The sequence below is a fragment of the Deltaproteobacteria bacterium genome, assembly GCA_030690165.1.
Taxonomy (GTDB): Bacteria; Desulfobacterota; GWC2-55-46; order UBA9637; family UBA9637; genus JACRNJ01.
Genome location: JAUYHF010000001.1, coordinates 14,371 through 37,822, shown reverse-complemented (window position 1 = coordinate 37,822; position 23,452 = coordinate 14,371). Strand labels below are relative to the sequence as shown.

The 23,452-nt window shown below is 43.4% G+C and carries 26 protein-coding genes and 2 riboswitches; of the genes, 14 read left to right on the top strand and 12 right to left on the bottom strand.

All coding sequences use genetic code 11. The features are described 5' to 3' along the window. The first annotated feature begins 285 nt into the window (after positions 1-285). From Q8P28_00235 to Q8P28_00225, 3 genes are all read left to right on the top strand, one after another. Positions 286-486, top strand: a complete 201-nt coding sequence (locus Q8P28_00235) for a cold-shock protein (protein MDP2681225.1) — start codon at positions 286-288, stop codon at positions 484-486. 94 nt (positions 487-580) lie between these two features. After that, entirely contained in the window at positions 581-1,225 is a 645-nt protein-coding gene (locus tag Q8P28_00230; GenBank protein MDP2681224.1) for an HAD-IA family hydrolase, read from the top strand. Continuing rightward, positions 1,216-2,391 (top strand): M20 family metallopeptidase, encoded by a 1,176-nt coding sequence (locus tag Q8P28_00225; GenBank protein ID MDP2681223.1) that lies wholly within the window; start codon positions 1,216-1,218, stop codon positions 2,389-2,391. The genes Q8P28_00230 and Q8P28_00225 overlap by 10 nt, the downstream gene beginning before the upstream one ends. Before the next feature lie 9 nt (positions 2,392-2,400). On the opposite strand, the gene Q8P28_00220 is transcribed toward Q8P28_00225, so the two are convergent. Continuing rightward, the gene (locus tag Q8P28_00220) at positions 2,401-2,730 is read right to left on the bottom strand and encodes a hypothetical protein (protein ID MDP2681222.1); all 330 of its coding nucleotides are present in this window, start codon (positions 2,728-2,730) and stop codon (positions 2,401-2,403) included. A 224-nt stretch (positions 2,731-2,954) separates the two neighbouring features. Between Q8P28_00220 and Q8P28_00215 the strand changes: the two genes are divergently transcribed. Next, complete coding sequence (locus Q8P28_00215) at positions 2,955-3,980, top strand: ParA family protein (protein MDP2681221.1); 1,026 nt, start codon at positions 2,955-2,957, stop codon at positions 3,978-3,980. Between the two features lie 177 nt (positions 3,981-4,157). On the opposite strand, the gene Q8P28_00210 is transcribed toward Q8P28_00215, so the two are convergent. The 11 genes from Q8P28_00210 to Q8P28_00160 form a co-directional block, all read right to left on the bottom strand. Next, complete coding sequence (locus tag Q8P28_00210) at positions 4,158-4,502, bottom strand: DUF5615 family PIN-like protein (protein MDP2681220.1); 345 nt, start codon at positions 4,500-4,502, stop codon at positions 4,158-4,160. Further along, a complete protein-coding gene (locus tag Q8P28_00205) occupies positions 4,499-4,918 on the bottom strand; it encodes a DUF433 domain-containing protein (protein ID MDP2681219.1) in 420 nt (139 codons plus the stop codon). Before Q8P28_00205 ends, Q8P28_00210 begins: the two co-directional genes overlap by 4 nt. A gap of 71 nt (positions 4,919-4,989) precedes the next feature. Next, entirely contained in the window at positions 4,990-5,997 is a 1,008-nt protein-coding gene (locus Q8P28_00200; protein MDP2681218.1) for a transcriptional regulator, read from the bottom strand. After that, positions 5,981-6,709 carry an orotidine-5'-phosphate decarboxylase gene (pyrF, locus tag Q8P28_00195; protein MDP2681217.1) on the bottom strand — a complete coding sequence of 243 codons (729 nt, stop codon included), beginning with the start codon at positions 6,707-6,709 and terminating at the stop codon, positions 5,981-5,983. The genes Q8P28_00200 and pyrF overlap by 17 nt, the downstream gene beginning before the upstream one ends. Beyond that, positions 6,706-7,374: a tetratricopeptide repeat protein gene (locus Q8P28_00190; GenBank protein MDP2681216.1), complete on the bottom strand. Its 669-nt coding sequence runs from the start codon at positions 7,372-7,374 to the stop codon at positions 6,706-6,708. The genes pyrF and Q8P28_00190 overlap by 4 nt, the downstream gene beginning before the upstream one ends. Before the next feature lie 8 nt (positions 7,375-7,382). Further along, positions 7,383-7,976, bottom strand: a complete 594-nt coding sequence (locus Q8P28_00185; protein ID MDP2681215.1) for a C39 family peptidase — start codon at positions 7,974-7,976, stop codon at positions 7,383-7,385. A 2-nt stretch (positions 7,977-7,978) separates the two neighbouring features. After that, the gene (locus Q8P28_00180; GenBank protein ID MDP2681214.1) at positions 7,979-8,887 is read right to left on the bottom strand and encodes a PfkB family carbohydrate kinase; all 909 of its coding nucleotides are present in this window, start codon (positions 8,885-8,887) and stop codon (positions 7,979-7,981) included. Between the two features lie 94 nt (positions 8,888-8,981). Continuing rightward, complete coding sequence (locus Q8P28_00175; protein MDP2681213.1) at positions 8,982-9,842, bottom strand: divergent polysaccharide deacetylase family protein; 861 nt, start codon at positions 9,840-9,842, stop codon at positions 8,982-8,984. A gap of 11 nt (positions 9,843-9,853) precedes the next feature. Further along, the gene (locus tag Q8P28_00170; protein MDP2681212.1) at positions 9,854-11,167 is read right to left on the bottom strand and encodes a S41 family peptidase; all 1,314 of its coding nucleotides are present in this window, start codon (positions 11,165-11,167) and stop codon (positions 9,854-9,856) included. Between the two features lie 86 nt (positions 11,168-11,253). Then, positions 11,254-12,435: a peptidoglycan DD-metalloendopeptidase family protein gene (locus Q8P28_00165; protein ID MDP2681211.1), complete on the bottom strand. Its 1,182-nt coding sequence runs from the start codon at positions 12,433-12,435 to the stop codon at positions 11,254-11,256. Between the two features lie 2 nt (positions 12,436-12,437). Then, positions 12,438-13,850 (bottom strand): SH3 domain-containing protein, encoded by a 1,413-nt coding sequence (locus Q8P28_00160; protein ID MDP2681210.1) that lies wholly within the window; start codon positions 13,848-13,850, stop codon positions 12,438-12,440. A gap of 103 nt (positions 13,851-13,953) precedes the next feature. Then, positions 13,954-14,146, top strand: a riboswitch (cobalamin riboswitch). A 188-nt stretch (positions 14,147-14,334) separates the two neighbouring features. Here Q8P28_00160 and Q8P28_00155 point away from each other — a divergent pair. From Q8P28_00155 to cobI, 10 genes are all read left to right on the top strand, one after another. Then, complete coding sequence (locus Q8P28_00155) at positions 14,335-15,318, top strand: precorrin-8X methylmutase (protein ID MDP2681209.1); 984 nt, start codon at positions 14,335-14,337, stop codon at positions 15,316-15,318. Beyond that, positions 15,296-16,285: a cobalt transporter CbiM gene (cbiM, locus tag Q8P28_00150; protein ID MDP2681208.1), complete on the top strand. Its 990-nt coding sequence runs from the start codon at positions 15,296-15,298 to the stop codon at positions 16,283-16,285. Before Q8P28_00155 ends, cbiM begins: the two co-directional genes overlap by 23 nt. Beyond that, the gene (gene cbiQ, locus Q8P28_00145) at positions 16,270-17,166 is read left to right on the top strand and encodes a cobalt ECF transporter T component CbiQ (protein ID MDP2681207.1); all 897 of its coding nucleotides are present in this window, start codon (positions 16,270-16,272) and stop codon (positions 17,164-17,166) included. Before cbiM ends, cbiQ begins: the two co-directional genes overlap by 16 nt. Before the next feature lie 9 nt (positions 17,167-17,175). Beyond that, complete coding sequence (locus Q8P28_00140) at positions 17,176-17,997, top strand: ABC transporter ATP-binding protein (protein MDP2681206.1); 822 nt, start codon at positions 17,176-17,178, stop codon at positions 17,995-17,997. A gap of 15 nt (positions 17,998-18,012) precedes the next feature. After that, positions 18,013-18,192: riboswitch (cobalamin riboswitch) on the top strand. A 15-nt stretch (positions 18,193-18,207) separates the two neighbouring features. Continuing rightward, the gene (locus Q8P28_00135; protein MDP2681205.1) at positions 18,208-19,506 is read left to right on the top strand and encodes a carbohydrate porin; all 1,299 of its coding nucleotides are present in this window, start codon (positions 18,208-18,210) and stop codon (positions 19,504-19,506) included. Positions 19,507-19,662: 156 nt separating this feature from the next. Next, a complete protein-coding gene (locus tag Q8P28_00130) occupies positions 19,663-19,839 on the top strand; it encodes a CbtB-domain containing protein (GenBank protein ID MDP2681204.1) in 177 nt (58 codons plus the stop codon). 103 nt (positions 19,840-19,942) lie between these two features. Next, a complete protein-coding gene (locus Q8P28_00125) occupies positions 19,943-20,353 on the top strand; it encodes a hypothetical protein (GenBank protein MDP2681203.1) in 411 nt (136 codons plus the stop codon). Then, positions 20,308-21,480, top strand: a complete 1,173-nt coding sequence (cbiD, locus tag Q8P28_00120; protein ID MDP2681202.1) for a cobalt-precorrin-5B (C(1))-methyltransferase CbiD — start codon at positions 20,308-20,310, stop codon at positions 21,478-21,480. The genes Q8P28_00125 and cbiD overlap by 46 nt, the downstream gene beginning before the upstream one ends. Continuing rightward, positions 21,477-22,721 (top strand): precorrin-6y C5,15-methyltransferase (decarboxylating) subunit CbiE, encoded by a 1,245-nt coding sequence (gene cbiE / locus Q8P28_00115; GenBank protein ID MDP2681201.1) that lies wholly within the window; start codon positions 21,477-21,479, stop codon positions 22,719-22,721. The genes cbiD and cbiE overlap by 4 nt, the downstream gene beginning before the upstream one ends. After that, positions 22,718-23,440, top strand: a complete 723-nt coding sequence (gene cobI, locus Q8P28_00110; protein ID MDP2681200.1) for a precorrin-2 C(20)-methyltransferase — start codon at positions 22,718-22,720, stop codon at positions 23,438-23,440. The genes cbiE and cobI overlap by 4 nt, the downstream gene beginning before the upstream one ends. Positions 23,441-23,452: the final 12 nt, after the last annotated feature.

The following is a 23,452-nucleotide window of genomic DNA, read 5'->3' as shown; positions in this document are numbered from 1 at the left end:
CCTTGACTATCCTTACTGCCTGTGCATAATTCTCTATTGTGGCTCTTTGAGTCATGGGGTATCCTCCTTTTGTTTTGGTATTGGCTTACCATGGAGATACCCCTTTCTTGCTTCTGACACAAGAAATAATACATTACCGTTAGTTTTAAATCCTTGACATTTATATATTTTTTTGGTAAAGTTTCAGCCTAAGTAAGTTGTAGCTTGTTTTGTTTTGTTGGGTTTAAGCTTTGAAACGCAAAACCTCTATAGCTTATGAAAATTTTTGAAAGGAGGTTTTGTGCAATGGCAAATGGAACAGTAAAATGGTTCAATGAGTCCAAAGGTTATGGATTTCTTGAACAAGAGTCTGGCGAAGATGTCTTTGTTCACTTTACTGCTATTTCAGGCGATGGTTTTAAGACCCTGAAAGAAGGTCAGAAGGTGCAGTTTGATGTCGTAAAAGGACCAAAAGGTCCTCAGGCAGCAAATGTGATGCCTGAGTAAACAAAGGTCATGATATAACCTAAAGAAGCCTGTCCCGGTGTAACATCGGGGCGGGCTTTTTTGTTGCCATACCTTTTAAATATAAAGGAGTAGAATGTTCAGGACAGAACTAATAATCTTTGATTTAGACGGCACGCTCATTGATTCAAGCGAAGACATTGCCTGGGCAGTGAATAAGACGCTCAGGCAAATGGAGTTTGAAGAGCTTTCGTATCAGGCAATAAAAGAGCGTATCGGCTGGGGTGTTAAGGTGCTTCTTGAAAAGGTGTTGCCTGAGGAAAGACATAATCTTCTAAAAGAGGCGCGGGAGATATTTATGGGATATTATAGCGGGCATTTATTGGTAAAGACCAAACTGTATCCCAACGCAGCAGATGTTCTGAGGCATTTTAAGAATAAAAAACTTGCTGTGGCTACAAATAAGCCGTTAAATCTAACGCAAAAAATTTTGGATGGACTAAGTATTTCAGATTATTTCAAGAAGATAGTCGGCGGAGACAACGTGCAGAATAAGAAGCCTGCGCCAGAGGCAATAGAGATAATCTTAAAAGAGCTCAATGCCTCGCCAAAAGAGACTGTATTTATAGGGGATAGTATGATAGATATTGAGGCAGGAAAAAAGGCAGAGGTTATAACCATCGGGGCTGCCTACGGCTTCAGGGGAAGGCAGGAATTAGAAGAGGCTGGGGCAGATGTAATAATTGAGGATATTAAGGAGCTAATTTCGTTATGCAGGTGACTGAAGTAAAAACGCAGATATTAAACATCCTTGATGGACTTAAGGACAGGCTTTTTTCCTTAAGCTGTGATTTTTACCGCAATCCGGAAACAGGGCTGAAAGAATATAAAACCTCTCTTGCCTGTATTTCCATATTGGAAGAATCCGGTTTTAAGGTTTATAAGAATGTCGCCGGACTTGAGACCGCATTTAACGCCGGTTTTGGCAGCAAAAGGCCTGCAATTGCCCTTCTTGTGGAGATGGATGCGCTACCACAAATAGGACACGGTTGCGGCCATAACATCTCAGGTGTTGCGTCCATCGGCGCTGCCATTGCGGTTTCAAATGTGATTTCAAAGATAGGCGGAAGCATAGTTGTGCTTGGCACGCCTGCAGAGGAGATTGGTGTAGGGAAGATTGCCATGATAAAGGCGGGTGTATTCGAAGGGCTTGATGCAGCAATGATGGCGCATCCGTCTTCAAAGCGGATGGTGTCAAGGATTTTTCTTGGCCTAATCAGGCTTAATCTTCATTTCAAAGGCAAGGCAAGCCATGCATCTGCATATCCTGAAGAGGGTATAAATGCTCTTGATGCTGTTATCCAGACCTTTAATTCCATAAATGCCATGAGACAGCAGTTGAGAGGCGATGTAAGGATTCACGGCATTATAACCGAGGGAGGCGCAGCGCCAAATATAATCCCTGAAAAGGCCTCTGCCAGTTTTTATGTCAGGGCAAAGGATTTAGACGAGCTTTATTCTGTAAAAGAAAGGGTCTTAAATTGCGCAAGAGGCGCTGCATCGGCAACAGGCTGTCAATTGGTTATAGAAGAAGGCGCTGATATGAATGCGCCGTTAAAGATGAACAAGGCATTTGCGGACATATACAGAAGGCAGATGCAATCCCTTGGCTTTCAGGAAGATGATCTCCCTCTGGATAAAAATGCAGGCTCATCTGACATCGGCAATGTATCTCATATCTTGCCTACAATCCATCCGCACATACTTCTCAGGAGGGATATAAATATCCATACAAGGGAATTTGCAGATGCGACAATTACAGAGGACGGCAAAAACGCCATTATGGAAGGGGCAAAATGCCTGGCATTGACAGCAGCGGAGCTGATTGCTGATAAGACTGCGCTGGATAGGGTGAAACAGGATTTTGAAGCCGGAGATAAGGCTTAAAACTTACAGCTAAAACCCCACCACTTTTGCTTCCTTCTTATATCTAACCTCATTGGCCAGCGCCTCTATCATCATCTTATGGGTAATGGCCGAAGGGTCTGCAAAAGACATCTGATCCTTTACCACAGCAAAGTCGCCAGGGGTAAGATTTTTTGTACACTTTAACACGCTGATTTCTTCTTCTGACAATTCTCCTTTCGGCAATTCTTTTAATAATGAGCTATAAAAACGCAGATTCCCATCAGGCGTAAGCGGTCTGAACTCTATCTTAAACTTAAACCGCCTGAGTGAAGCGTGGTCAAGCCCCTCCATATCATTGGTTGCAAAGAAGACGGTCACTCATTGCTCCCCGTGGGAATGACACAAAAGAACAGCAATTTGGAAGATAAATATATTTGGGCAACAGTCCATAGAGACCTGACACTGTCGCTTCTATATATGATTTATATATTATGTTACACCAATAGGTCTATTTTAGACTTGACAACATCCTTATTTTTCTGTATTATGCTAATTATGGACACTGAATTGTCCTATATAAAATAAACTATAAGGAGAAAAACATGGACATGAAATACGCTTTTTGGAATAACAAAGGTGGTACAGGCAAGACAAGCTTGGCATTTCAATCAATCGTGAGGTACGCAGAGAAGTATCCAACCAAGAGGGTTTTGGCCATAGACATTTGTCCACAGGCAAATTTGTCTGAGTTGTTTTTGGGCGGGTTGAACCACAGTGGGAGCGAGAAATTGCTTGAGCGACAGGGGCGTGTACCGCGATGCAGCTTGGGTGGGTACTTTCAGCTCCGTCTTCCATCACCGTATGCACCACCCGCGTTCAATGCCCAGGACTTCATCACCAAGCCTAGCGAGTACAACGGGGCAATCTCTTCTAATATCGATTTGGTGTGCGGTGATCCGCTGCTAGAGCTACAAGCCAACGCCGTCAACACATTGGCCAATGGGAACATACCGGGGGTAAATGCATGGCTTGCGGTTATTGATTGGTTAAAGATTTTTTTAGATCAACTCAATAACGAGTACGACACTGTTTTTATGGACTGTAATCCTAGCTTTTCTCTTTACACACAGATTGCCCTCGCAACAACGGATAGGATCATTTTGCCAGTGATGGCAGATGACTCTTCACGTCGAGCAATCCAAAACGCTTTTTCGCTTATTTACGGGTTAAAGCTGCCTTCCGAGATATATTCGTCCTATGCCTTCGCTACAAAACTCAGGGCAGCAAATCGGGCACTACCCAAGGTGCATCTAATTGCAAAAAATCGCCTGACACAGTATATGGTGGGAGCGGCCACAGCGTATGCAGCAGTGCTAAATGCTATTCAGCGCGACATTGAAAGCTTGATAAAAACCAACCCGGACATTTTTACATTTGATATGATTGGAAACGGTTTCGTCGAAATTAGGGACTTCCAAACAACCGGCGTCGTTGCTTTCGCGAAAGGCCAGCCGTTTTCAAAACTGGTTGCTGGGAAGCAAACCATAAATGGACATCGAGTGCAGGTAAAGGAAGAATACCGCCAAAATAGCATTACCTCAATAGAGGCACTCGTTGCTCATTTATAAACACGGCGCGTTATTATACCATAACTAAGCGTCAGGTAATCCTCAAAAAGAGCGTCAGATTAGTGACAATTATTTATTGGGTATTTATTGGACACCTTCCCACATTTTTATTTATAACATACCACCCAACCGACAGCCTTATGGCGCTTGTGTTTAGAAAGAAGCGCTTATGAAACCCTAAATAAAATCTATGCCGTAAGATGACATTCCGTCTTTATGATTCAAGGCGTATCGCTTGAGGGCATCTGCTATGGAGCTTAATCTGTCTCCCGGGTAAGAGTATGGCACGATCAAGACGCCGAAGTGAGGTCTGTTTTCGTTGAAAAACTGGACAGTAAGACGGATAAAATCGTTTCTATTGCGTGTTACCATGCACCGTTTTTTAGAAGCCGCATATTCAAGTTGTTCAAGGTCGCTTGCCCCTGTCATCTCAATTTCATGGACGCTTACTGCGTCTATACCCTGTTTTTTCAGGATTTCTGCAATATTAGGGCTTAAATCTTCATCAAGATAATACTTCACTGTTTGCCTGCCGAAAGAAATGGATATTTTCTTTGAATCTCTTTCTGGGTTAAGCCTTCATTTTCAGATACGATAGCATCTATCTCTTCAGGATAAAGCCTGTAATATCCTATGGCAGTTTTAAGTTGTTGGTCTGTAAGCCAGTGATATGTTTTTTTTAGTCTCTTAAAATCCTCTCCAACACTTTTGTAGGCTGCAACAACCTCCCATACCTCAATGCCGGCGCCGGCAATCCTCGCCCTCTTTCCGCTCGTGCCTTCAGTAAATACTACGCCGGGACAGCGGTGCATCTTGAGCGCTTCCTCAAGAAGTTCATTGACTGCAGCGGTAAAATCCATTGCAGAATCTCTTGAGAGGTCTTCTATCTCTTTTATTATTTCTTCCGGCATCCTTAGACTTTTTTGAATGGTAGGCATGCAAAATCACCTCCTTGTATGTCAATATATTACATTAAATTACAATGTATGTCAATATGCTTGAAAAGGCATCAGGCATTCTTCTCATAAACCTCCAGCATCCCCCTCATCTCCTCAATCATCTCTTGTTTAAGTTCTGGCGGAGACAATACCTCAACATGCGGTATCCAGTGATATATCCACCATTTGAGTTCAACTGTTCCCTCCACCTTTACCTTAAAGATAATAGAACCGTCTTTCTGCTCCTCTATGACCCGTGTGGGATGCCACTTTCTGCGCTTTATCCATCGGGCATAGCGTTCCGAGAATTTCAAAACCACTTCCACAGGAGCGCCATATCGCCTCATGCGCCAGCCCGGCTTAAAATATTCGTTGATATCAAAATCATCCGGGATAGTATAGGAGTCATTGGTTATTTTGATTTCTTTAATGCAATCCAAGGCGAGGAATCTTATTTCGTTGCGGAGATGGCAGTATCCGATGACATACCAGAGTCCTTCATGGAAAAATAGGACATATGGCGCAATGTTTCTTCTGGTCTCTTCCTGGTTTTTCATAGCTTTATATAAGATTTCAACCTCTTGCTTTCTGTCCATTGCCTCGTTAATTGCATTATACTGTTTTTCAACTGTTTCAAATTCCTCCATCTGGTCCATACCCACCCAGAAATGAGGCTTTTCCTCTACCCCCTTTATTCGTTCACGGGTTTTTATGCCGGTATCTTTGTGAGCCTTTTTTAGGAGCGACTGGCAGGCCTTTTCAAACGGCTTGCCGAGGTTGTGGGCAAACTGCCTGCCGATAAGCATGAAGGCGAGTTCATCTTTGTTCAGGTCAAGGTCTCTTAAGGTATAGTCAGAGTCGGTAAATTTGTAGGTATTCTCTTCTTTGACAAAGATAATGGAAAACCCTGCTGAATTGAGGTCTTCTATATCTCTTTCTATAGTGCGTGTTGAAATACAAAATTTCTCGGCAAGCTTTTTCAGTGTGCATCTTTCGCGGCTGTCAAGCATACGCAGGATGGCAATGAGCCTGTGGAGTTTTTTAGTGGATGCTTCAAATCTTTTAGATTTTTGCTTCATTGTATCGCATTTCTTCCAATATCCTTCTTGCCGCCTCAACCGGTTTTTTTGCCTCCTTTATCGGCCTGCCTACCACTATATAATCCGCGCCTGCGGCAATCGCCTGTTTTGGCGTCATAGTGCGGTTCTGGTCATCTGGTTTTGAGTCGGGCATCCGTATGCCGGGCGTTACTATGATAAAGTCTTTTCCAAACCTTCTTTTAATATCTTTAGCCTCTAACGGCGATGCTACAACACCGTCAAGCCCTGCCTTTTTTGCCAGCCCCGCAAGATAGAGAACCCTCTTTTTTACAGGCCCCTGTATGCCTACCTCTTTCATTGCCTTTTCATTCATGCTTGTTAAGATTGTAACGCCGAGGATAATAGGCCTGTTATCTTTCTTACAGGCTGTATCTACTGCTTTTCTGACAGCCTTCATCATATCAAGACCGCCAAGGGTATGGACATTGAACATCTTTACGCCAAGCCTGGCAGCAACAGCCCCTGCCTTTGCGACTGTATTCGGGATATCATGAAATTTTAAATCAAGAAACACCTCGCCGTTGCTTTGGTGTATTGTATCTATAACCTTTGGCCCGCAGGCTGTGAACAGTTCCTTGCCGACCTTGAATACCCCGGCATATCCCTTAAGAAGCCTGACCCATTTTTTTACCTCCTGAAGAGAAGGTACATCAAGGGCGAATATAAGCCTATCTTTTGGTTTAATTATCATTTATCAAGCCCTTTAAGCCGTTCAGCTATTTCGCGCATTTTATCATTAGCGCCTTGTGTCCGGTAAAGTTCAAAGAGGTGCATGTTAATATGCCTTAAGGCGGTTTTATCATCAGGCGCATTTTTTAAGGCAGAGAGCAGCGCCTCCTCGGCCTTTGCATACTCTTTTAATTTTGTATATATAACGCCGAGCGTATCAAGATATATGCGGCCCCCTTCATCATCTAAAAGCATGGCCTTTTGAGTCAGGGTTTCCGCCTGTTTTAGTTCTTTGTTAGTATCAATATATATCCAGCTAAGATTGTTATAGAACATGGCATTTCTTGGGTCGTCCGCATCGGCGGTTGCTATTGCCTTTTTGTAATAATTTTCTGCATCTGTGTATTTGCCCTTTTTATAAGATATATTACCTAATCCAAAATATGCCATAGGGTTTGTCTTGTCCTCTTCTAATATCTTTTTATATTCTTCGACCGCGAGTTCTATCTCCCCTTTTGTTTCATAAACCTGAGCAAGTTTTATATGCTCCTCAGCCTTTAAAGGGTCTTTGGTGATGATTATCTGATGGCCTGCGCAACCCCAAAGAATAAAACAGGCAATAGGCAATAGGCAATGGGCAATAGTAAAACCGTAGCCTATAGCCCATCGCCCATAACCTCTCCTCATTTTATGCATCACTTTCCCTTTGGTAAAACCAAAATTGTTCCAAACCCTGTTTTTTCCCATGCTGATTGTATTTCCTTGTAAGAAAATATTTTATCCTTTTCCATGCCTGAATGGGCTATTAAATAACCCATTTCATCATTATATCCTGTGGCCACTATATAATGCCTTATAGGGTAGAAAAAGTAGCCCAGGTCTAAAAACAGTATTACAGGTCTTCCCATGGATATATCTTTTTTTATATCTTCCAGACTTCTCTTGTAATAGAAGGCATCAAATCCCTTTGCCTTTGCATATATCAGGATATCCATTGAGAGGGCGCCGGAGAGCTTCGGATTATAAACCTCTTTTGCTATTTCTTCTTCTGATACAGAGACCCCATAAAAATTCATTACGCTTGCAAGCGAGGCCGGGCCGCAATAATATCTTTTCTGCGGAAAGAATGGGACATTATTTATATAAAAATCCGGCTTTGGCGTGAACTCAGCCGAACGTTGACGAGTATTTTCTTTGATGATACCGGTGTAGGGCGCGCAGCCATATAATAAAAAAAAAGAGATGGCTATCGCCATCCCCCTGTGGTTTTTAGAGGTTGTTTTTGTCATTATCATATATCCTCAAAATGGGTCAATTGCTTAAATTCTCTGTATCTGTCATGTATCTCCTTTAGAGTCAATGTTTTCATCCTGTTCAGGCTGAAATCCTCCACATTAAATGACGCCATAACGCTGCCGAAGATAATGGCCTGCCTTATATTGGCCTCGCTTGTATCGTCTGTATTTGCAAGATACCCCATCAGGCCCCCGGCAAAACTGTCTCCTGCGCCTGTCGGGTCAAATATTGATTCCAGCGGGTAGGCCGGCGCGGAAAATACGGAATTGCCATTAAACATCAGCGCCCCGTATTCCCCCCTTTTTATTATAAGTGTTTTCGGGCCGTACGACAGTATCTGTTTTGCAGCCCTTACCAGATTAGGCTCTCCGGCGAATTCCCTTGCCTCGCCTTCGTTTAAAACAAAGAGGTCAACCTTTGATAAAAGCCTTTTTAAGTCCTGAGGTTTGCCCTCTATCCAGAAATTCATTGTATCGCATGCAACAAATTTGGGTTTTTCAACCTGAAGAAGGACATCTAATTGAATAACAGGGTCAATGTTTGCAAGAAATACATACGGTGTATTTTGGTAGGCCAATGGTATCTCAGGTTTGAATTTTTCAAACACATTCAGATGGGTTGCAAGGGTATGGGCTTCGTTTAAATCATAGTCATAACTCCCTTGCCAGCGGAATGTCTTTCCCTGCACCCTTTTCAAGCCATTTACATCCACCCCTTTATTTTTCAGGAAATCAATATGCTCATCCGGAAAATCCTCACCAACTACAGCCACTAATTTAACTTCAGAAAAATAACTGGCAGATGTTGAAAAATAGGTTGCCGACCCTCCAAGCACATTGTCTGCCTTCCCAAACGGCGTTTCAACTGAATCAAATGCAACAGAACCAACAACAAGAATGCTCATCAACCCCCCCCTTAAGACAGGCTATAGGCGATAGGAAAGATAGGTTTTGCCCCGTTTCCATAGCCTCTTGCCTATTGCCTGTATTTTTTTACCATTATTCCTTTATACTGTCAATTAGCGAAGAAACAGTTACAATATCCACATCTTTATTAAGCAGGGGGATCATCTCTTTCAGGGCTGCAATTGTAGATGGATGCGGATGGCCTATGGCAATTGCGCTGCCCCTTTTTTTTGCAATCTCTACAAGTTCAAGTATCTGGTCTTTTATATAATTTATGTCCTCTTCATTATCCAGAAACACCTGCCTGCTTGCCGCTTTGACCTCCATTCCCTTTGCCAATCTGTAACCGGTAGATTTGCTGGTGGTCTTGCTGTCCAGGAAAAAGAGGTTTTTTGTCTTTGCTATATTCAGCACTATGCGCATCAATCTCTCATCCTCTGTAAACCTTGACCCCATGTGGTTGTTTACGCCTGTAATATATGGAACTGCCTCTATATCCCTCCTAACCTGCTCGGCAACCTGAGCCTCGGTCATATCTGTAAACACCGCCCCTTTCCCTGGGTCATTATTATTAGAATCCTTTGGCTCCATGGGAAGATGCAGGAGGACCTCCCTGCCTTTTGAGCCTGCCTCTGTTGCAATATCTTTTGAATATGGCAAAAAAGGCAAAACAGCGATTGATATTGGCGCATCTATTTCCAATATATCCCGCAGCTGCCTTATATCCTGGCCCATATCATCTATAACTATTGCAACCTTAGCCTTTGGAATATGAACCGTGACAGGCGGCGCCGGAGGTTTGTCTATCTTTGCTACCTGAGGGGGGAGAGGGTTATAATCAGAATATATAATAAACCCCATAAGGGCGATAATGAAAAGAATCAGCGCAATGCCAAAAATAAAGAGGGCCTTTAAAAACAAAGGCCCCCTTTTACTTTTTCTTGTCTTTGCCATTTTCAGGTCTTTTATGACGGCTTTTGAACTATTCCCTGGAATATATACCAGCTCTTCAGATAATCCAATGCCCTCTTAAGCTGGACATCCTCTGCCTCTACCTTTTCTTTTTCAGCTTTTTCTTCCATCTTTATCTTCTTCTCCTTTTCAGGCTTTACAGGTTCGCCGCCTTCTGCCTGAAGATGTCTTTCCAGATCTTTTTCTTTTATATGGTTTTTTGTCACAACATCTCCCACCACTATATCAGGCTCAATGCCTTTGGCCTGAATAGACCTGCCTGAGGGGGTATAGTATTTAGAGGTGGTAAGCCTTATAGCCGAACCGTCGTTTAATGGTATAATGGTCTGCACCGACCCTTTGCCAAATGTCTGTGTCCCAAGTATTACGGCCCTTTTGTGATCCTGCAGCGCCCCTGCAACAATCTCCGAAGCGCTTGCGCTCCCGCCATTAACCAGGGCGATTATCGGATACGGAGGGTGAGCGCCTCCAGGCCTTGCCTCAAATCTCATATCCTGACCGGGGACCCTCCCTTTTGTATATACAATCAATCCCTTGTCTAAAAACTTATTCGAAACCTCTACAGCCTGCTGCAAAAGTCCGCCCGGATTATTCCTCATATCAACGATAAGCCCTTTAAGTTTTCCCTCCTTAGAACCAAGCTTATTCAAGGCATCTTCCATGTCATTTGCAGTCTTTTCCTGGAATTGCGAAATGCGGATATAACCAAACCCTTCCTCAAGAGATTTATACTTTACGCTCTTTATTGTAATAATATCTCTTATAATTGAAAATTCCTGCGGGTCCTTCAATCCCTCTCTCAATATCCAGATGGCAACCTTTGCCCCCTTTGGCCCCCGCATCAACTTTACAGCGTCATTTATACTCATATCTTTGGTATATTTGTCCTCTATCTTTACTATTCTGTCTCCTGCCTTTATTCCTGCTATGAAGGCCGGGGTATCTTCGATTGGGGCAATAACTGTCAATATGCCGTCCCTAATGCCTATCTCTATGCCGATCCCCCCAAAGCTACCCTTTGTTTCAACCTGCATTTCTTTATATTCCTCCGGGGCCATAAAGGATGAATGGGGGTCAAGCCCCTGGAGCATCCCCTTTACTGCGCCGTAGATAAGATTCTTTGGGTCTACCTCCTCAGCGTAATTTTCCTGCACAATAGAGATAGCATCTGTAAATATTCTTATATTCTCATATGCCTTTGTAGATACAGCGGAGACCCTGTGATTTATTCCCCATAAAAAAATACTTATTACCACTGCCATTCCAGCCAGAGCAATAAGCCTCTTCCCCCTCATCTTTTTGAACATGATATGTATTCCCTCCAGTTTAGCTGATGGCTGATAGTTGATAGCTCATAGTAAAAGCTATGAGCCATGAGCTATGAGCTATGAGCTTATTTTTGTTTTGTATTATATGCCAGCCAGTTAAGCGGATCCAGCGGCATTCCCTTTTGTCTTACCTCAAAATACAGATGCGGCTCCTTTACTAGTCCGGTATCACCCACAAGCGCAATAACATCGCCTTTCTCCACGATGGAATCAACATCCCTGACAATCTTTGAAAGGCGGGCAAACAGGGTATAATAGCCGTTGCCGTGGTCTATAATCACAACCTTTCCATAACCTCTGAACCACCCTGAATATGCCACTCTGCCTTTATATACAGACCTGACCTCTGTCCCCAAGCGGGCCTCTATCTCAATGCCGTTATTAAAGGTAATTGTATGAAATTTAGGATGCTCTACCTTTCCGTACATTGAAACAATCTTCCCGTTTACAGGCATTGGCAGACGCCCTTGCATAGCAGCAAAGCCGACCCCATGACTGTTTGCGGCATCTCCGGTTATATCATTCTTGAATCTCTCTAAAAATGATTGAAGCTCTTTGGATGCATCTTCCATTTCCCGTATCGCTGCAAACTGCAGATCCTTTTTCTTTCTTATGTCTTTTAAAAGGGTCCTCTTTTTATCTTTTTCCTCTTCCACCCCGCTCTTTTTATGTTTAATCTCGTCTTTTAACGAAAGCATCTCTTTCTCAAATTCATTAAGCCTCTCCTTTTCTGTTTGTAGAAGCAATTGATTCTCTTTGTACTCCTTTAACAGGTCAGTGTCATATTCTACTATTTTACTTATATATTTATATCTTCTGCCAATATCATTAACAGGATTGGATGAAAAAAGAGACTCTACTATACCCCCCTTTTTCATCTTATACATAGCGGCCAGCCTTTGCATCATAAGCCCGGAGAGTCTTTCTTTATCCCGCGCCAATTCAATGATATGGACATCCACATCTTGAGTTTTCTCTTTTAACCGCATAAGGCTGTTTTCTATATTTGCCATGTCTTCCTCTTTTTTAGACAAGGCCTTGTCGAGCCTTTCTAATCCCTCAAGGATAGTATGTTCTTTTTTGACATTATACTCTAAACCCTTCTTTTTTTCTACAATCTTTCTTTTCAGGGATTCCAGTTGCTTTTCCTTCTTCACAACCTCGCTTTTGGTTTTAGATGGTTCAGCGGCAAACGAGACACTGATCAGTAAGCAACAAACTGTAAACTGTAAAGCCTTCTGCCTCATATTCAATTTGCCCCGTTAGAAGTTCCTGGTGATAATGTTATTGCTTTATCAAGATGGTTTGTCTCCTTCGGAGAGAGACTTCTAACGGGGTTTGTTTCGGCCAAAACCAGAAGATTTACACTCTTTATCCTGTTTTTTATCGGGCCCATTTTTGAACCTTTGCCGAGTTCAAGATTTGTTACCACGGCTTTATTTACTGTTCTAAAACCGTCTTTATCATGATAGCCGAAAAACTGGTGAAGGCTATAATAGCTTCCGTTTATATTGCCGAGATAAAGCATTATATGGCCGCTTAGGCCCAAAAGTGTTATGCCGGGGACTGCGGAATCGAGAGCCCTTTTTATATCTTCTGGGGGCGCTGCTTCATCAAGACTTAGCAGCGCCTGTCCGGAGGCAGCCTGGTGGCTGGAGTGCCGCGGAAGGATTATGCCCATTGTCGCGAATACATCCTTTATAAAGCTGGAGCAATCCCTCAGGCCATTCCTTCCTCCCCATCCATAACCTTCTCCTAATATCTTGAATGCCTGGTTTATTACATTTCGTTTTGTGTAGGCCAGATATCCGATGTGTGTATCTGCTTTCTTTTTGATATAGGCGCCTATCCATTGGAGTTGCCCCTCTTTATCTTTTTCAGGGAATTTGACAATCCAATAATTTTTATCTTCGCCTTGCAGGACAAATGTGGTTCCCATAGGAATAATTTCAGCATTCCCATTATTTTTCTTATCTCTAAACACCATTACCCTGCTTCCTGTGATTACAAGACGGTTCGGAGTTGGGAGTTGGGAGTTGGGAATTATGTCAGTTCTCTTGTTTGCAAATGCAATCTTATCCATCTTTATCCAGCCCCTCACAAACGGTGTCTGGAAAAATCCCCACTTTCCATCCTTGCTTTTATGCAGGAGCGCAACAGGCTGCGGAGGATATATTGTAGAATATTGAAATGCGTCGAAGTCTTTGGCAGAAGGGCTTTTCAGGACGGGTTCATCTGTTGGGAAAGCCCTGATATCCGCCTTTTTTGTAATTGCGCCAAATATCAATCCGTTAGATTCCGTTATCCCGGTAGTATTTATATTATCCATAACGTCTTTATAGAAGTTCCCTTTTATAACCCGTCCTTTTCTGTCAAACATCTCCTTGTCCTGCGGGATAGGGTCTTCAAACAGCCATTCTATTAAATCCTGTCTTGAAACCGTATCTCCCAATTCTGTTACATTTGCCATTTCATCATTCTCATCAAGGATAGTATTATTCATTTTTTCAATCTGCACTGGTGTAAGTATAGATTCATCAGGATTGCCAAGTCTTCCAATCCAGAAACTCGCCTTATATATAGGCAAATATACGCTTGCCTCAAGCCGTAAGCAAGGGAGAATGAGCATAATAGTAAAAAGTATTATTTTTACAATCTTCATGCTGATTTTGATACCACAATATAAGAATAATCTCAAGCAGTAAAAACATAAAAACTATATTTATCCTTGACACAGGGCGTAATTTAAGATAAAGATAAATTACAATTAAATGTTATATTCAGGTGCCCCCGATGTTTCATTGGGGTAGAATAGGGAAGGGGGTGAAAATCCCTCACGGACCCGCCACTGTAAACGGCGACGAAATCTGCACATAAGCCACTGGTTTTTACTGGGAAGGCGTCAGAGAGTAGGAAGAACCGTAAGTCAGGAGACCTGCCAGGATATATTTGTAATGCCTCACTAAAGTCTTCGATGGTAAAGAAGGTGAGGGTTAATAGAATCTTTATTGATCCCCAGTCTTTGATTTATCGGAGGCTGGGGATTTTTATTTAGAGGGTCAAGGGTCAAGGAGGATGTTCTGAACCAAATCAAAATTCCCATTTTACAGTCTACTGCCATTATCATACTCGGCCACGGCAGCCCTGTGTCAAAGGCAAATAATACGCTGCATGAAGTTGCAAAATCTGTTAAGGAAAAGGGCAGCTACGACATTGTTCAGCCTGCCTTTTTGCAGTTTGAACATCCTGATTTTTCTGAGGCAGTTGATCTTTTGGTAAAACAGGGGGCCGAAAAGATAATCGTCCACCCCTATTTTCTTTATATGGGCAGCCATGTTACAAAAGACCTCCCCTTTGAGATAGGCACAGCAGAAAAGAAATATCCTAATCTCGAGTTTGTTTTAGCGCCGCATCTGGGCTATCATGAAAAATTGGTAGATGTTGCGATAGAGCGGATAGAACAAATCATGGGTCGGCTAAAGCCTTGCCCTGCTCACCACTCACCAAACCAGCATCCCATTGAAGCAGAATCCTTTAAGATAATAGGCGAGCAGCTTGATGAGTCAAGGTTTGACGCAATGGAACTTCCGATAGTAAAACGGCTGGTTCATACAACAGCAGACTTTGAATATGCGGACTTGGTCAGGTTCGGCAATAACGCAATTGAGGCGGGCATAGATGCAATCTCAAGAGGCGCCGATATAATTACTGATGTAAGGATGGTAGAGGTTGGGATAAGCAGAGAAAGATTTAATAAATTTGGCGGACAGATCAGATGTTTTGTGGCAGATGCGGATGTGATAGCTCAGGCGCAAAAAGATAATATAACAAAAACCGCTGCTGCGATGCAAAAGGCATTAGGCTATATGGACAGCAGTATCGTTGTTATAGGCAATGCGCCTACTGCGCTTCTGGAACTTATAAAGATGATTAAAGAAGAGAAGGCAAGGCCGGCCGTTGTTATCGGCGTCCCTGTCGGCTTTGTTGGGGCGGAAGAATCAAAGGAAGAATTGATGAAACTTGATTTGCCGTATATTTCCATCAAAGGCAAAAAAGGCGGCAGCACTGTGGCCGTTGCCATTGTGAATGCGCTGCTGATGATGGCAGATGGGAAACATGCACATCCCTGACGGTTATTTAAGTCCAAAGACATGCGGGATTTTGTATCTGGCGATGTCACCTGTCTGGTATCTGGCAGCCAGAAAACTACAGAAGACATTGCAGGCAAAAGAGATACCCATGCTTGCCCTGAGCGCTGCGTTTACCTTTGTGATAATGATGTTTAATATCCCAATCCCAGGCGGCACCACAGGGCATATGGTGGGCGCCGTTGTTGTGGCCTGTATGCTTGGGCCGTGGGCAGCTGTTGTGGCAGTATCCATTGCCCTTACCATCCAGGCATTGTTATTCGGTGACGGAGGCGTTACAACACTTGGGGCGAACTCTTTTAATATGGCATTCCTGATGCCTTTTGCAGGCTACTATGTATACCATATTATTGCTGCCGGCAATCCGGGGCAAAAAAGAAAATGGATTGCGTTTTTTATTGCAGGTTATGTTGCTATGAATATTACTGCCCTTGCAGCAGCAGTTGAACTTGGGATACAGCCTCTTATAGCAAGTTCGCCTGACGGCAGGCCTTTGTATGCGCCGTATCCTTTATCCATTACAATACCTGCAATGGCCGCAAGCCATCTCTTATTTTTTGGTCTTATTGAGGGGATAGGCACTGCCATGATTGTTTCTTATATCTTAAAAACAAACGAGGCTGTGTTGTATAGGCCTGCGGCAAACCCTTTAAGACCGCTCTGGATAGGGCTGGGCATTTTAATACTCATTACACCCCTTGGACTTCTGGCTCAAGGCGCTGCATGGGGCGAATGGGCATCAAAGGAATTAAAGACGTTGTTAGGATTTATACCTGAAGGTTTAAAAGGGCTTGAGGGATTCTGGACAAGCCTTATGCCTGGTTATAATATCCCTGGTTTTGACAGCCAGGTAAAATCAGCCCTTGGCTATGTTATTTCTGCTGCGCTTGGCAGCACAGTGATTGTGCTGACAATATATATTGCGGGGAGGATATGGAAAAAGGAGTAAAGATACCCGATTGGCTTAAAAAAACTGAGGTGGGCTTCTGTCCATGCCGCGCAGTTGGCAGGGGCAGAGGTTTTATTGAAAAGAATATAGAGGCAATGGCGTCTTTTTTAAAAGAGGTTCTGGAACCTGAAAGTTTTTCAAATAAAAGAGGCCTGCTTCAGGCAATTGATCCAAGGGCAAGGCTTTTTGGCGCGCTTTTATTCATTGTATCTGCCGCCCTTCTTAAGGGCATATTATCAATCACAGGGCTTTTATTTATGGCCGCGGCAATGTCTGCTGCGTCAAGGATAAATGTGATTATCCTGTTCAGAAGGACCCTGCCGGTTCTTGCATTCACGCTTTTTCTTGTTTTGCCAACTGCATTTAATTTTATAACACCCGGCACGGTTATTGTAAAAATATTCAGCTTCAATAATTTTGATTTATATATATCCAGGCAGGGGCTTGAAAATATATCCGTATTTTTATTAAGGGTAGCGGCGATGGCCTCTATATTATCCCTTTTCATCCTTACCACAGGATACCCGGATATATTCAGGGCGCTCAGGAGTTTTCCGATACCGAGGTTTTTTATTACAGCCCTTTCCATGACATTCAGATATATAATGGTTTTGATAAAGGTCGCAGAGGACAGCCATATGGCAAGAAAGGCGAGGACTATAAAGTCTTTGACTGTAAAAGAAGGACGGGGGTGGCTGGCTTCTCAAATATGGTTTATAATGCAAAGGTCTATGGAGATTGCAGAGGGAGTCTCTCTTGCCATGGCTGCCCGCGGCTTTACAGGAGAAGTAAAAACCATGAGCAGCTTTAAGATGAGGGGGCGGGATTATATTTGGATGGGATTTGCGATATTTGTGCTGCTTCTATCGGTGCAGGTGTAAGGGATTGCAATGACGGTATTCAACATAGAGAAAGTCAGCTATCATTATGCTGATAAGCATTTGGGCCTGAAGGATATAAACATGCAGGTTGAAAGCGGCGAGAGTCTGGCCATCCTCGGCGCAAATGGCAGCGGAAAATCAACCTTGTTAAAGATAATGGCCGGCCTTGCATTTCCTGTTCAAGGCTCTGTCATGGCGCTTGGCAAGGTTGTGACGCAAGACAGCCTGATCGGAGAATTTGCCGGATTTTTCAGAAGCAAGGTAGGCTTTGTATTTCAGGAACCGGATGTTCAGATATTTTGCCCAACAGTATGGGATGAGATTGCATTCGGTCCATTGCAATTAGATATACCAAAGGATGAGGTCAAACGGCGAATTGAAGATGTGCTTGATATGCTGGGCATAAGGCCATTGAAAGACAGACAGCCCCATCACTTAAGCGGCGGAGAAAAGAAAAAGGTGGCAATTGCGGCAGTGCTTTCAATAAATCCTGAGGTCCTTCTTCTGGATGAGCCTACAGGCGGCCTTGACCCGCGGACGCAGGTCTGGTTCTTTGAACTCATTGACGAATTAAGAAAAATAAAGAAGACCATCGTAATGGCAACGCATGACCTGAGCATAGTAGAGGATTTGGCCGATAGAGTGGTTGTGCTAAGCGAGGACCATACAATTGTATCAGACGGCAGGCCGGTGGAGGTTTTAAGGGATAAGGACATGCTCCTGAAGGTCAATATAATCCATGAGCATACCCACAGGCACGGGGATATTACGCACATTCACAGTCATGGGCCGTTTGCAAGGCATGATGAGCATGAAGGGGGTGATAAATGAGATAGTTAAAAATATTTTAGATGTATGATTATAAATATTCATGGAATGAAATTGAGGAAAGAGGTGAGAATCCTCTGCTGTCCCGCAACTGTAAGGGAAACGAAAGCCAAATTAAACCACTATCCTAATATGGATGGGAAGGTTGGCAAGTAGATAGTCCCGAGCCAGGAGACCGTTCATTCCAAAAAACCTCGATGAAAGGAGAAGGAAATGAAAAAGATCTTTATTATAGTTGCTGTAGTATTATTTACAGTTTGGGATCACTCTGCCATGGCGGAGAGTCAGGAGTCAAATAAGGCAGGCGATATGTCTATTGAGGAACTTAAAACAAGAGTTGGAAAGATAGAAGATATGCTGAAGGAGCAAGAGGTGGTTGACGGGCTTGGGCATAAACTCCACCCAATTCACAGTATTTACGGCCTCAAGATAAGCGGCGGGCTTACGATAACAGGCCAGGGCGTGATGCGCCACAAAGGCGCTAACCAGCACAGCGCAGGCGCAATATCGGCTGATATCGCACTGGAATCGCCTGTTGGCAAAGACGGCATGGCTGTTGGTGTTCTGAATTTTCAGAGGGGGCCGGGACTGCAAAATTTGCCGGCATTTTTTACTTCACCTAACGGAAATACTACAGGCGCGAACGCTGATATTGAATCCTTTAACAATGACCATGCGCATGTTACGCAGTTTTATTATGAGCACAACATAGCCCAAAACCTTGCGGCCTCCATAGGCCAGCTTGACATTACAGGCTATTTTGACGCTAATGAATTTGCAAATAATGAAAGGACTCAGTTTCTTGCCAACTTATTTGTAAATAACCCAATAATTGAATTTGGCGGCTCTGCTGATTTCTACAGTCCGGGCATCAGGCTGACTTACGGGCCTGCTGAAAGCATGGATATTACCCTTGGCGTATTTGAAGGCAATGGCGACTATGTGGATATGTTTGATAAATCCTTTTATATTGCTGAGGTAAATTTTAAACTCAAACCTGCGGACAGGGAAGGGAATTACAGGATTTATTACTGGAACAGGCAGGGCCGTGATTCTGTAATAAATAGCGCAAATCCCAATGATGCAAATCTATTGAAGGCAGAAAACAAGGGCGCTGGATTAAGCATGGATCAGACTATTACCGATGCGGTGGGTGTGTGGCTCAGGGCAGGCATTCAGAGAGAAAAGGTCGCCCAGTTTGACAGGCATATCAGCGGTGGAGTAAATATTACAGGTGAGATATTTGGCAGGGAAAATGATACGATAGGACTTGGCTATGGCATGACCCTGATGGGCAAAGACTATAAAGATTACAAAAAGAGTGTTTCCCCTGATTTTGAGTCAGGCGCAGAGCATTATCTGGAGCTTTATTATAATATATCGGTTGCCGATGCCCAACAAAACAAGGGATTCCATATCTCCCCTGACATACAGTATGTGATGAATCCCGGCGGCGACGCCAATGCAGCCAAATTATTTATATATGGAATCAGGCTTCAGACATTTTTTTAGAAAGCACCCCTCACCCTTTCCCTCTCCCGCAAGGGGAGAGGAGACTCTTTACAGTTCCCCTCCCTTGACGGGAGGGGATTAAGGGGAGGGTGAAAGGCACGTGTTTTGATATAAACTCTTTAGTAAATAAAAAACCATGAAAGGAGGGCTAATATTATGGAAAGAGTAATAAACAGAGAAAGCGGCTTGCTGGGAACACTGCTGCCGGCGCTAGTGATTGTGTCATTTGCGTTTGCAATGGTAGTCATTGCATACGGCATGGATTCTGTTGCGCCGGGCGTGCATGATGCGTTTCATGATTTCAGGCATGTTATCGGAATGGCGTGCCATTGATTTAAAACAGTTTGAGGTTAAGGTCAAGGTTGAGGAAAAACTAAGATTTGTCTTTTCTCAACCTAAACCTCAGCCTTAACCTATTCTTCAAAGGGAGGTGTCTATGGAGCATGTTGATTGGAAAAAAGGCATTATGCTTGGCGCCATTGCTGGGATAGTTTGGGGCTGGATTGCATTGGTTGTCAATGCTGTTACTGGTGCATTCCCATTTGAGAATACCCTGCTGCATCTCTTGATTATCTTTGCAGCCGGAGGGGCTATTTTTGGCATCATTGTCAGCGGTTTTTTGAGCCTGTTGAAAGAAAGGCTGCCTTTTGAGAATATTTTCATTAAGGCAGTTATGGTTTCATTGGTTTTATGGATAATACTGAGAGGCGGCGGAACTCTTCTTTCATCAATTGAGCCGGAGAGGTATCACCCTGAAACAGCCCAATCTATTCAGGGATTTATTCTGGCCCTTATTATGGGATGTATTTTAGGGACATTGTGGAAGATAAACAGAAGAAGTGTTTAAGAAAGGGCTATACAACAGGCGCATGTGCGGCCGCTGCTGGCAAGGCAGCGGCCATTGCCTTTTTGACAGGGAAAAAAGTCAAAGAGGTTCAGATAACCTTGCCGCTCGGCCAAACTGTTAAATTGCCTGTTCACAGGTGCAAGATAGAAAAAGACAGTGCAGCGGCTTCCATTATAAAAGACGCCGGCGATGACCCTGATGTGACAAACGGGGCGGAGATAGTGGCCGAAGTAGCCACTTCGGCAATTTCAAATTTCAAATTTCAAATTTCAAATTTTAAAAGAGCTTTTCAGTTCACAATTAACAGCTCACAGTTTACAGTTTACGGCGGGAGTGGTATAGGCATCGTTACCAAGCCAGGACTTGCAGTTAAAGTCGGCGAGCCTGCAATAAACCCTGTGCCACGAAAGATGATAGAGGATGCTATAAGAGATGTTTTAATGCACTTCCCACTTCCCGCTTCCCACTTCCAAATTATCATTTCAGTTCCAAACGGCGAGGAGATAGCAAAAAAGACCATGAGTGCCCGCCTTGGAATAATCGGCGGGATTTCTATTTTAGGTACAACCGGGATTGTTGAACCGGTATCATTATCCGCCTATCGTAATTCCATAACATGCGCCATTGATGTTGCGATGGCATCGGGTTGTAAAGAAATTGTTTTTTCAACAGGCCGGAGCAGTGAGAAGGTGGCTGAGAAGGAGTTAAAATTACCGGAGGAGACCTTCATACTGGTTGGCGACCATATGGGGTTTGCGTTAAAAAAGATAGGGGTCAGGGGTCAGGGGTCAGGGGTCAGAAAAGTTACTATTGCAGGGCAATTCGGCAAGTTCAGCAAACTTGCTGCCGGACATTTTGAAACACACTGCTCTGATTCAAGTGTAGAGCTTGAGTTTATCGCCAGTCTTGTAAAAGATGCGGGGGCAAAAGAGGATATCATTGAAACAATAAAGAGCGCAAACACAGCGCGGCAGGTGTTTTTTATTTTGAAGGAACAAGGTTTGGAAAATGTTTTAAAAATAGTTTGCAAAAAGACGCAATCCAATGCCAAAAAGATTGTTGATAGCACAGTGGATATAGGGTGTATGTTGATGGGGTATAATAATGAGGTGGTTGAAAGGGTATGATTTATATTATAGGCATTGGTGTTGAAGGCAGAACCAGCCTTTCACGAAGGGCGTTAAAACTGATTGAAGGCGCAGGTATGCTTATCGGCGGCAGACGTCACCTTGCCTGTTTCCCTGAATTTAAAAGGGAAAAAGTGGTTATAGGTTCTAACCTGGATGAAGTTGCAAAGATTTTAAATCCGAAATCCAAAATCCGAAATCCAAAATCCGCTGTCGTTCTCGCATCCGGCGATCCGAACTTTTTTGGCATAGCTGATTTTATCATAAAAAGGCTCGGCAAAGATGCGGTTGAAATAATCCCCAATGTAAGCACAATGCAGTATGCTTTTGCGAAGATAAAAGAGAACTGGAATGATGCCAGGTTTTTCAGCCTGCATGGGAGGGGAAAAGTCAGGAGTCAAAAAGATATAATTGATGAGATAGCATGCCACAATAAAGTGGGGATATTTACAGACCCCGACAATACCCCTTCAAAGATTGCAAGGGCTCTGATTGATAAAGGCATAAAGGATTATAAAGTCTATGTATGTGAGGATTTAGGAACTGATAACGAAAAGATTACAGAAGGGACTTTAGGCCGGATTGCAAAAAAAAGTTTTTCGCCGTTGAATGTAATGATGCTGCTAATGGGTCAGGTGTCAGGGGTCAGGAGTCAAAATCTTTCTTGCCCCGGTAGTTTCGGCATTCCCGATACTGAATTTTCCCACTCAAAAGGCATGATAACAAAAGAGGAGATTAGGGTAATCAGTCTGGCAAAATTAAAATTGAAGGCCGACAGTATCTTATGGGACATCGGCGCAGGCTCCGGCTCTTTATCTATAGAGGCTGCAATGCTGGCCAAAGACGGGAAGGTTTTTGCCGTTGAAAAAGAAAAGGAAAGGGTAATCCATATTGAGAAGAATAAGAACAAATTTAAAACCGCCAATCTTGAGATTATCCGCAAAAAGGCGCCTGACGGTTTTAAAAATCTGCCGGTACCGGATGCTGTATTTATTGGCGGCGGTGGAAGGGATATCGGTAAAATTCTTGAGGTTTGCTCTAAACGGATAAAACGATACGGAAGGATAGTGGTCAATGCAATAACCATTGAGACGCTGGCAGCCGCCGCTCATTTCTTTGAAACTTCAGGATGGAATATGGAAACCGTTTCTGTAAATATTGCAAAGACAAAAGATGTTGCGGATTCCCATTTATTTAATGCGCATAACCCTGTCTTTATTATAGTCGGAGAAAAACCGTGAGTGTCTCCAAACTCCCCCTTGGCGTTTTGTACGGCGTCGGCGTTGGCCCGGGTGATCCGGAACTGCTGACGCTCAAGGCTGTAAGGGTTTTGAGCGGGACAAAGGTGATTGCGATTCCAAAATCAAAGGGAGACGCCGACAGCATGGCGTTGTCTGTGATTGAAAAGGCAGTTGATTTGAAGGATAAAGAGATTCTGGAACTTCTTCTGCCCATGACAAAGGATAAAGGGATTCTGGCAAAGGCCAGAAAAGACGCCGCATTTTTAGTGTGTGAACGACTGAAGCAGGGACAGGATATTGCCTGTATCACCATCGGCGATCCGCTCTTTTACAGCACCTTTAGTTACCTGATTCCATTGGTTGCGGATCTTCTGCCTGATATTGCAATTAAAATCATTCCCGGCGTTTCTTCTATCAATGCCGCAGCAGGCAGTGCGCTTTTACCCATAGCAGAGGCGGATGAAAGGGTTGCGGTTATTCCGGCTACTTATGAAGGAGATGGATTAAAGGAGATGATAAAAAACTTTGATACTGTTATTCTGATAAAGGTGAACAAGGTTATGGAAAAGGTGTTGAAGATTCTTGACGAGCTTCATTTAAAAAACAGGGCGGTTTTTGTCTCAAGGGCAGGGTGGCCGGAAGAGACGGTAATAAGAAATTTAGACAGCTTAAGGGAGATGAAATTGGATTATTTTTCCCTTGTGATTATAAAGAAATGAATAAGCCAATAA

What these genes read in the sequence shown, in the direction of transcription:
- Q8P28_00130 (MDP2681204.1), top strand. Translation starts at nt 19,663, where the DNA reads ATGGAAAGAGTAATAAACAGAGAAAGCGGCTTGCTGGGAACACTGCTG.
- Q8P28_00180 (MDP2681214.1), bottom strand. Translation starts at nt 8,887, where the DNA reads ATGAGCATTCTTGTTGTTGGTTCTGTTGCATTTGATTCAGTTGAAACG.
- Q8P28_00170 (MDP2681212.1), bottom strand. Translation starts at nt 11,167, where the DNA reads ATGTTCAAAAAGATGAGGGGGAAGAGGCTTATTGCTCTGGCTGGAATG.
- Q8P28_00235 (MDP2681225.1), top strand. Translation starts at nt 286, where the DNA reads ATGGCAAATGGAACAGTAAAATGGTTCAATGAGTCCAAAGGTTATGGA.
- Q8P28_00175 (MDP2681213.1), bottom strand. Translation starts at nt 9,842, where the DNA reads ATGGCAAAGACAAGAAAAAGTAAAAGGGGGCCTTTGTTTTTAAAGGCC.
- Q8P28_00205 (MDP2681219.1), bottom strand. Translation starts at nt 4,918, where the DNA reads ATGCCTACCATTCAAAAAAGTCTAAGGATGCCGGAAGAAATAATAAAA.
- Q8P28_00140 (MDP2681206.1), top strand. Translation starts at nt 17,176, where the DNA reads ATGACGGTATTCAACATAGAGAAAGTCAGCTATCATTATGCTGATAAG.
- Q8P28_00200 (MDP2681218.1), bottom strand. Translation starts at nt 5,997, where the DNA reads ATGAAGCAAAAATCTAAAAGATTTGAAGCATCCACTAAAAAACTCCAC.
- Q8P28_00185 (MDP2681215.1), bottom strand. Translation starts at nt 7,976, where the DNA reads ATGACAAAAACAACCTCTAAAAACCACAGGGGGATGGCGATAGCCATC.
- pyrF (MDP2681217.1), bottom strand. Translation starts at nt 6,709, where the DNA reads ATGATAATTAAACCAAAAGATAGGCTTATATTCGCCCTTGATGTACCT.
- Q8P28_00225 (MDP2681223.1), top strand. Translation starts at nt 1,216, where the DNA reads ATGCAGGTGACTGAAGTAAAAACGCAGATATTAAACATCCTTGATGGA.
- cbiD (MDP2681202.1), top strand. Translation starts at nt 20,308, where the DNA reads ATGTATTTTAGGGACATTGTGGAAGATAAACAGAAGAAGTGTTTAAGA.
- Q8P28_00230 (MDP2681224.1), top strand. Translation starts at nt 581, where the DNA reads ATGTTCAGGACAGAACTAATAATCTTTGATTTAGACGGCACGCTCATT.
- Q8P28_00190 (MDP2681216.1), bottom strand. Translation starts at nt 7,374, where the DNA reads ATGAGGAGAGGTTATGGGCGATGGGCTATAGGCTACGGTTTTACTATT.
- cbiE (MDP2681201.1), top strand. Translation starts at nt 21,477, where the DNA reads ATGATTTATATTATAGGCATTGGTGTTGAAGGCAGAACCAGCCTTTCA.
- Q8P28_00135 (MDP2681205.1), top strand. Translation starts at nt 18,208, where the DNA reads ATGAAAAAGATCTTTATTATAGTTGCTGTAGTATTATTTACAGTTTGG.
- Q8P28_00215 (MDP2681221.1), top strand. Translation starts at nt 2,955, where the DNA reads ATGGACATGAAATACGCTTTTTGGAATAACAAAGGTGGTACAGGCAAG.
- Q8P28_00165 (MDP2681211.1), bottom strand. Translation starts at nt 12,435, where the DNA reads ATGAGGCAGAAGGCTTTACAGTTTACAGTTTGTTGCTTACTGATCAGT.
- cbiM (MDP2681208.1), top strand. Translation starts at nt 15,296, where the DNA reads ATGGGAAACATGCACATCCCTGACGGTTATTTAAGTCCAAAGACATGC.
- Q8P28_00160 (MDP2681210.1), bottom strand. Translation starts at nt 13,850, where the DNA reads ATGAAGATTGTAAAAATAATACTTTTTACTATTATGCTCATTCTCCCT.
- Q8P28_00125 (MDP2681203.1), top strand. Translation starts at nt 19,943, where the DNA reads ATGGAGCATGTTGATTGGAAAAAAGGCATTATGCTTGGCGCCATTGCT.
- cbiQ (MDP2681207.1), top strand. Translation starts at nt 16,270, where the DNA reads ATGGAAAAAGGAGTAAAGATACCCGATTGGCTTAAAAAAACTGAGGTG.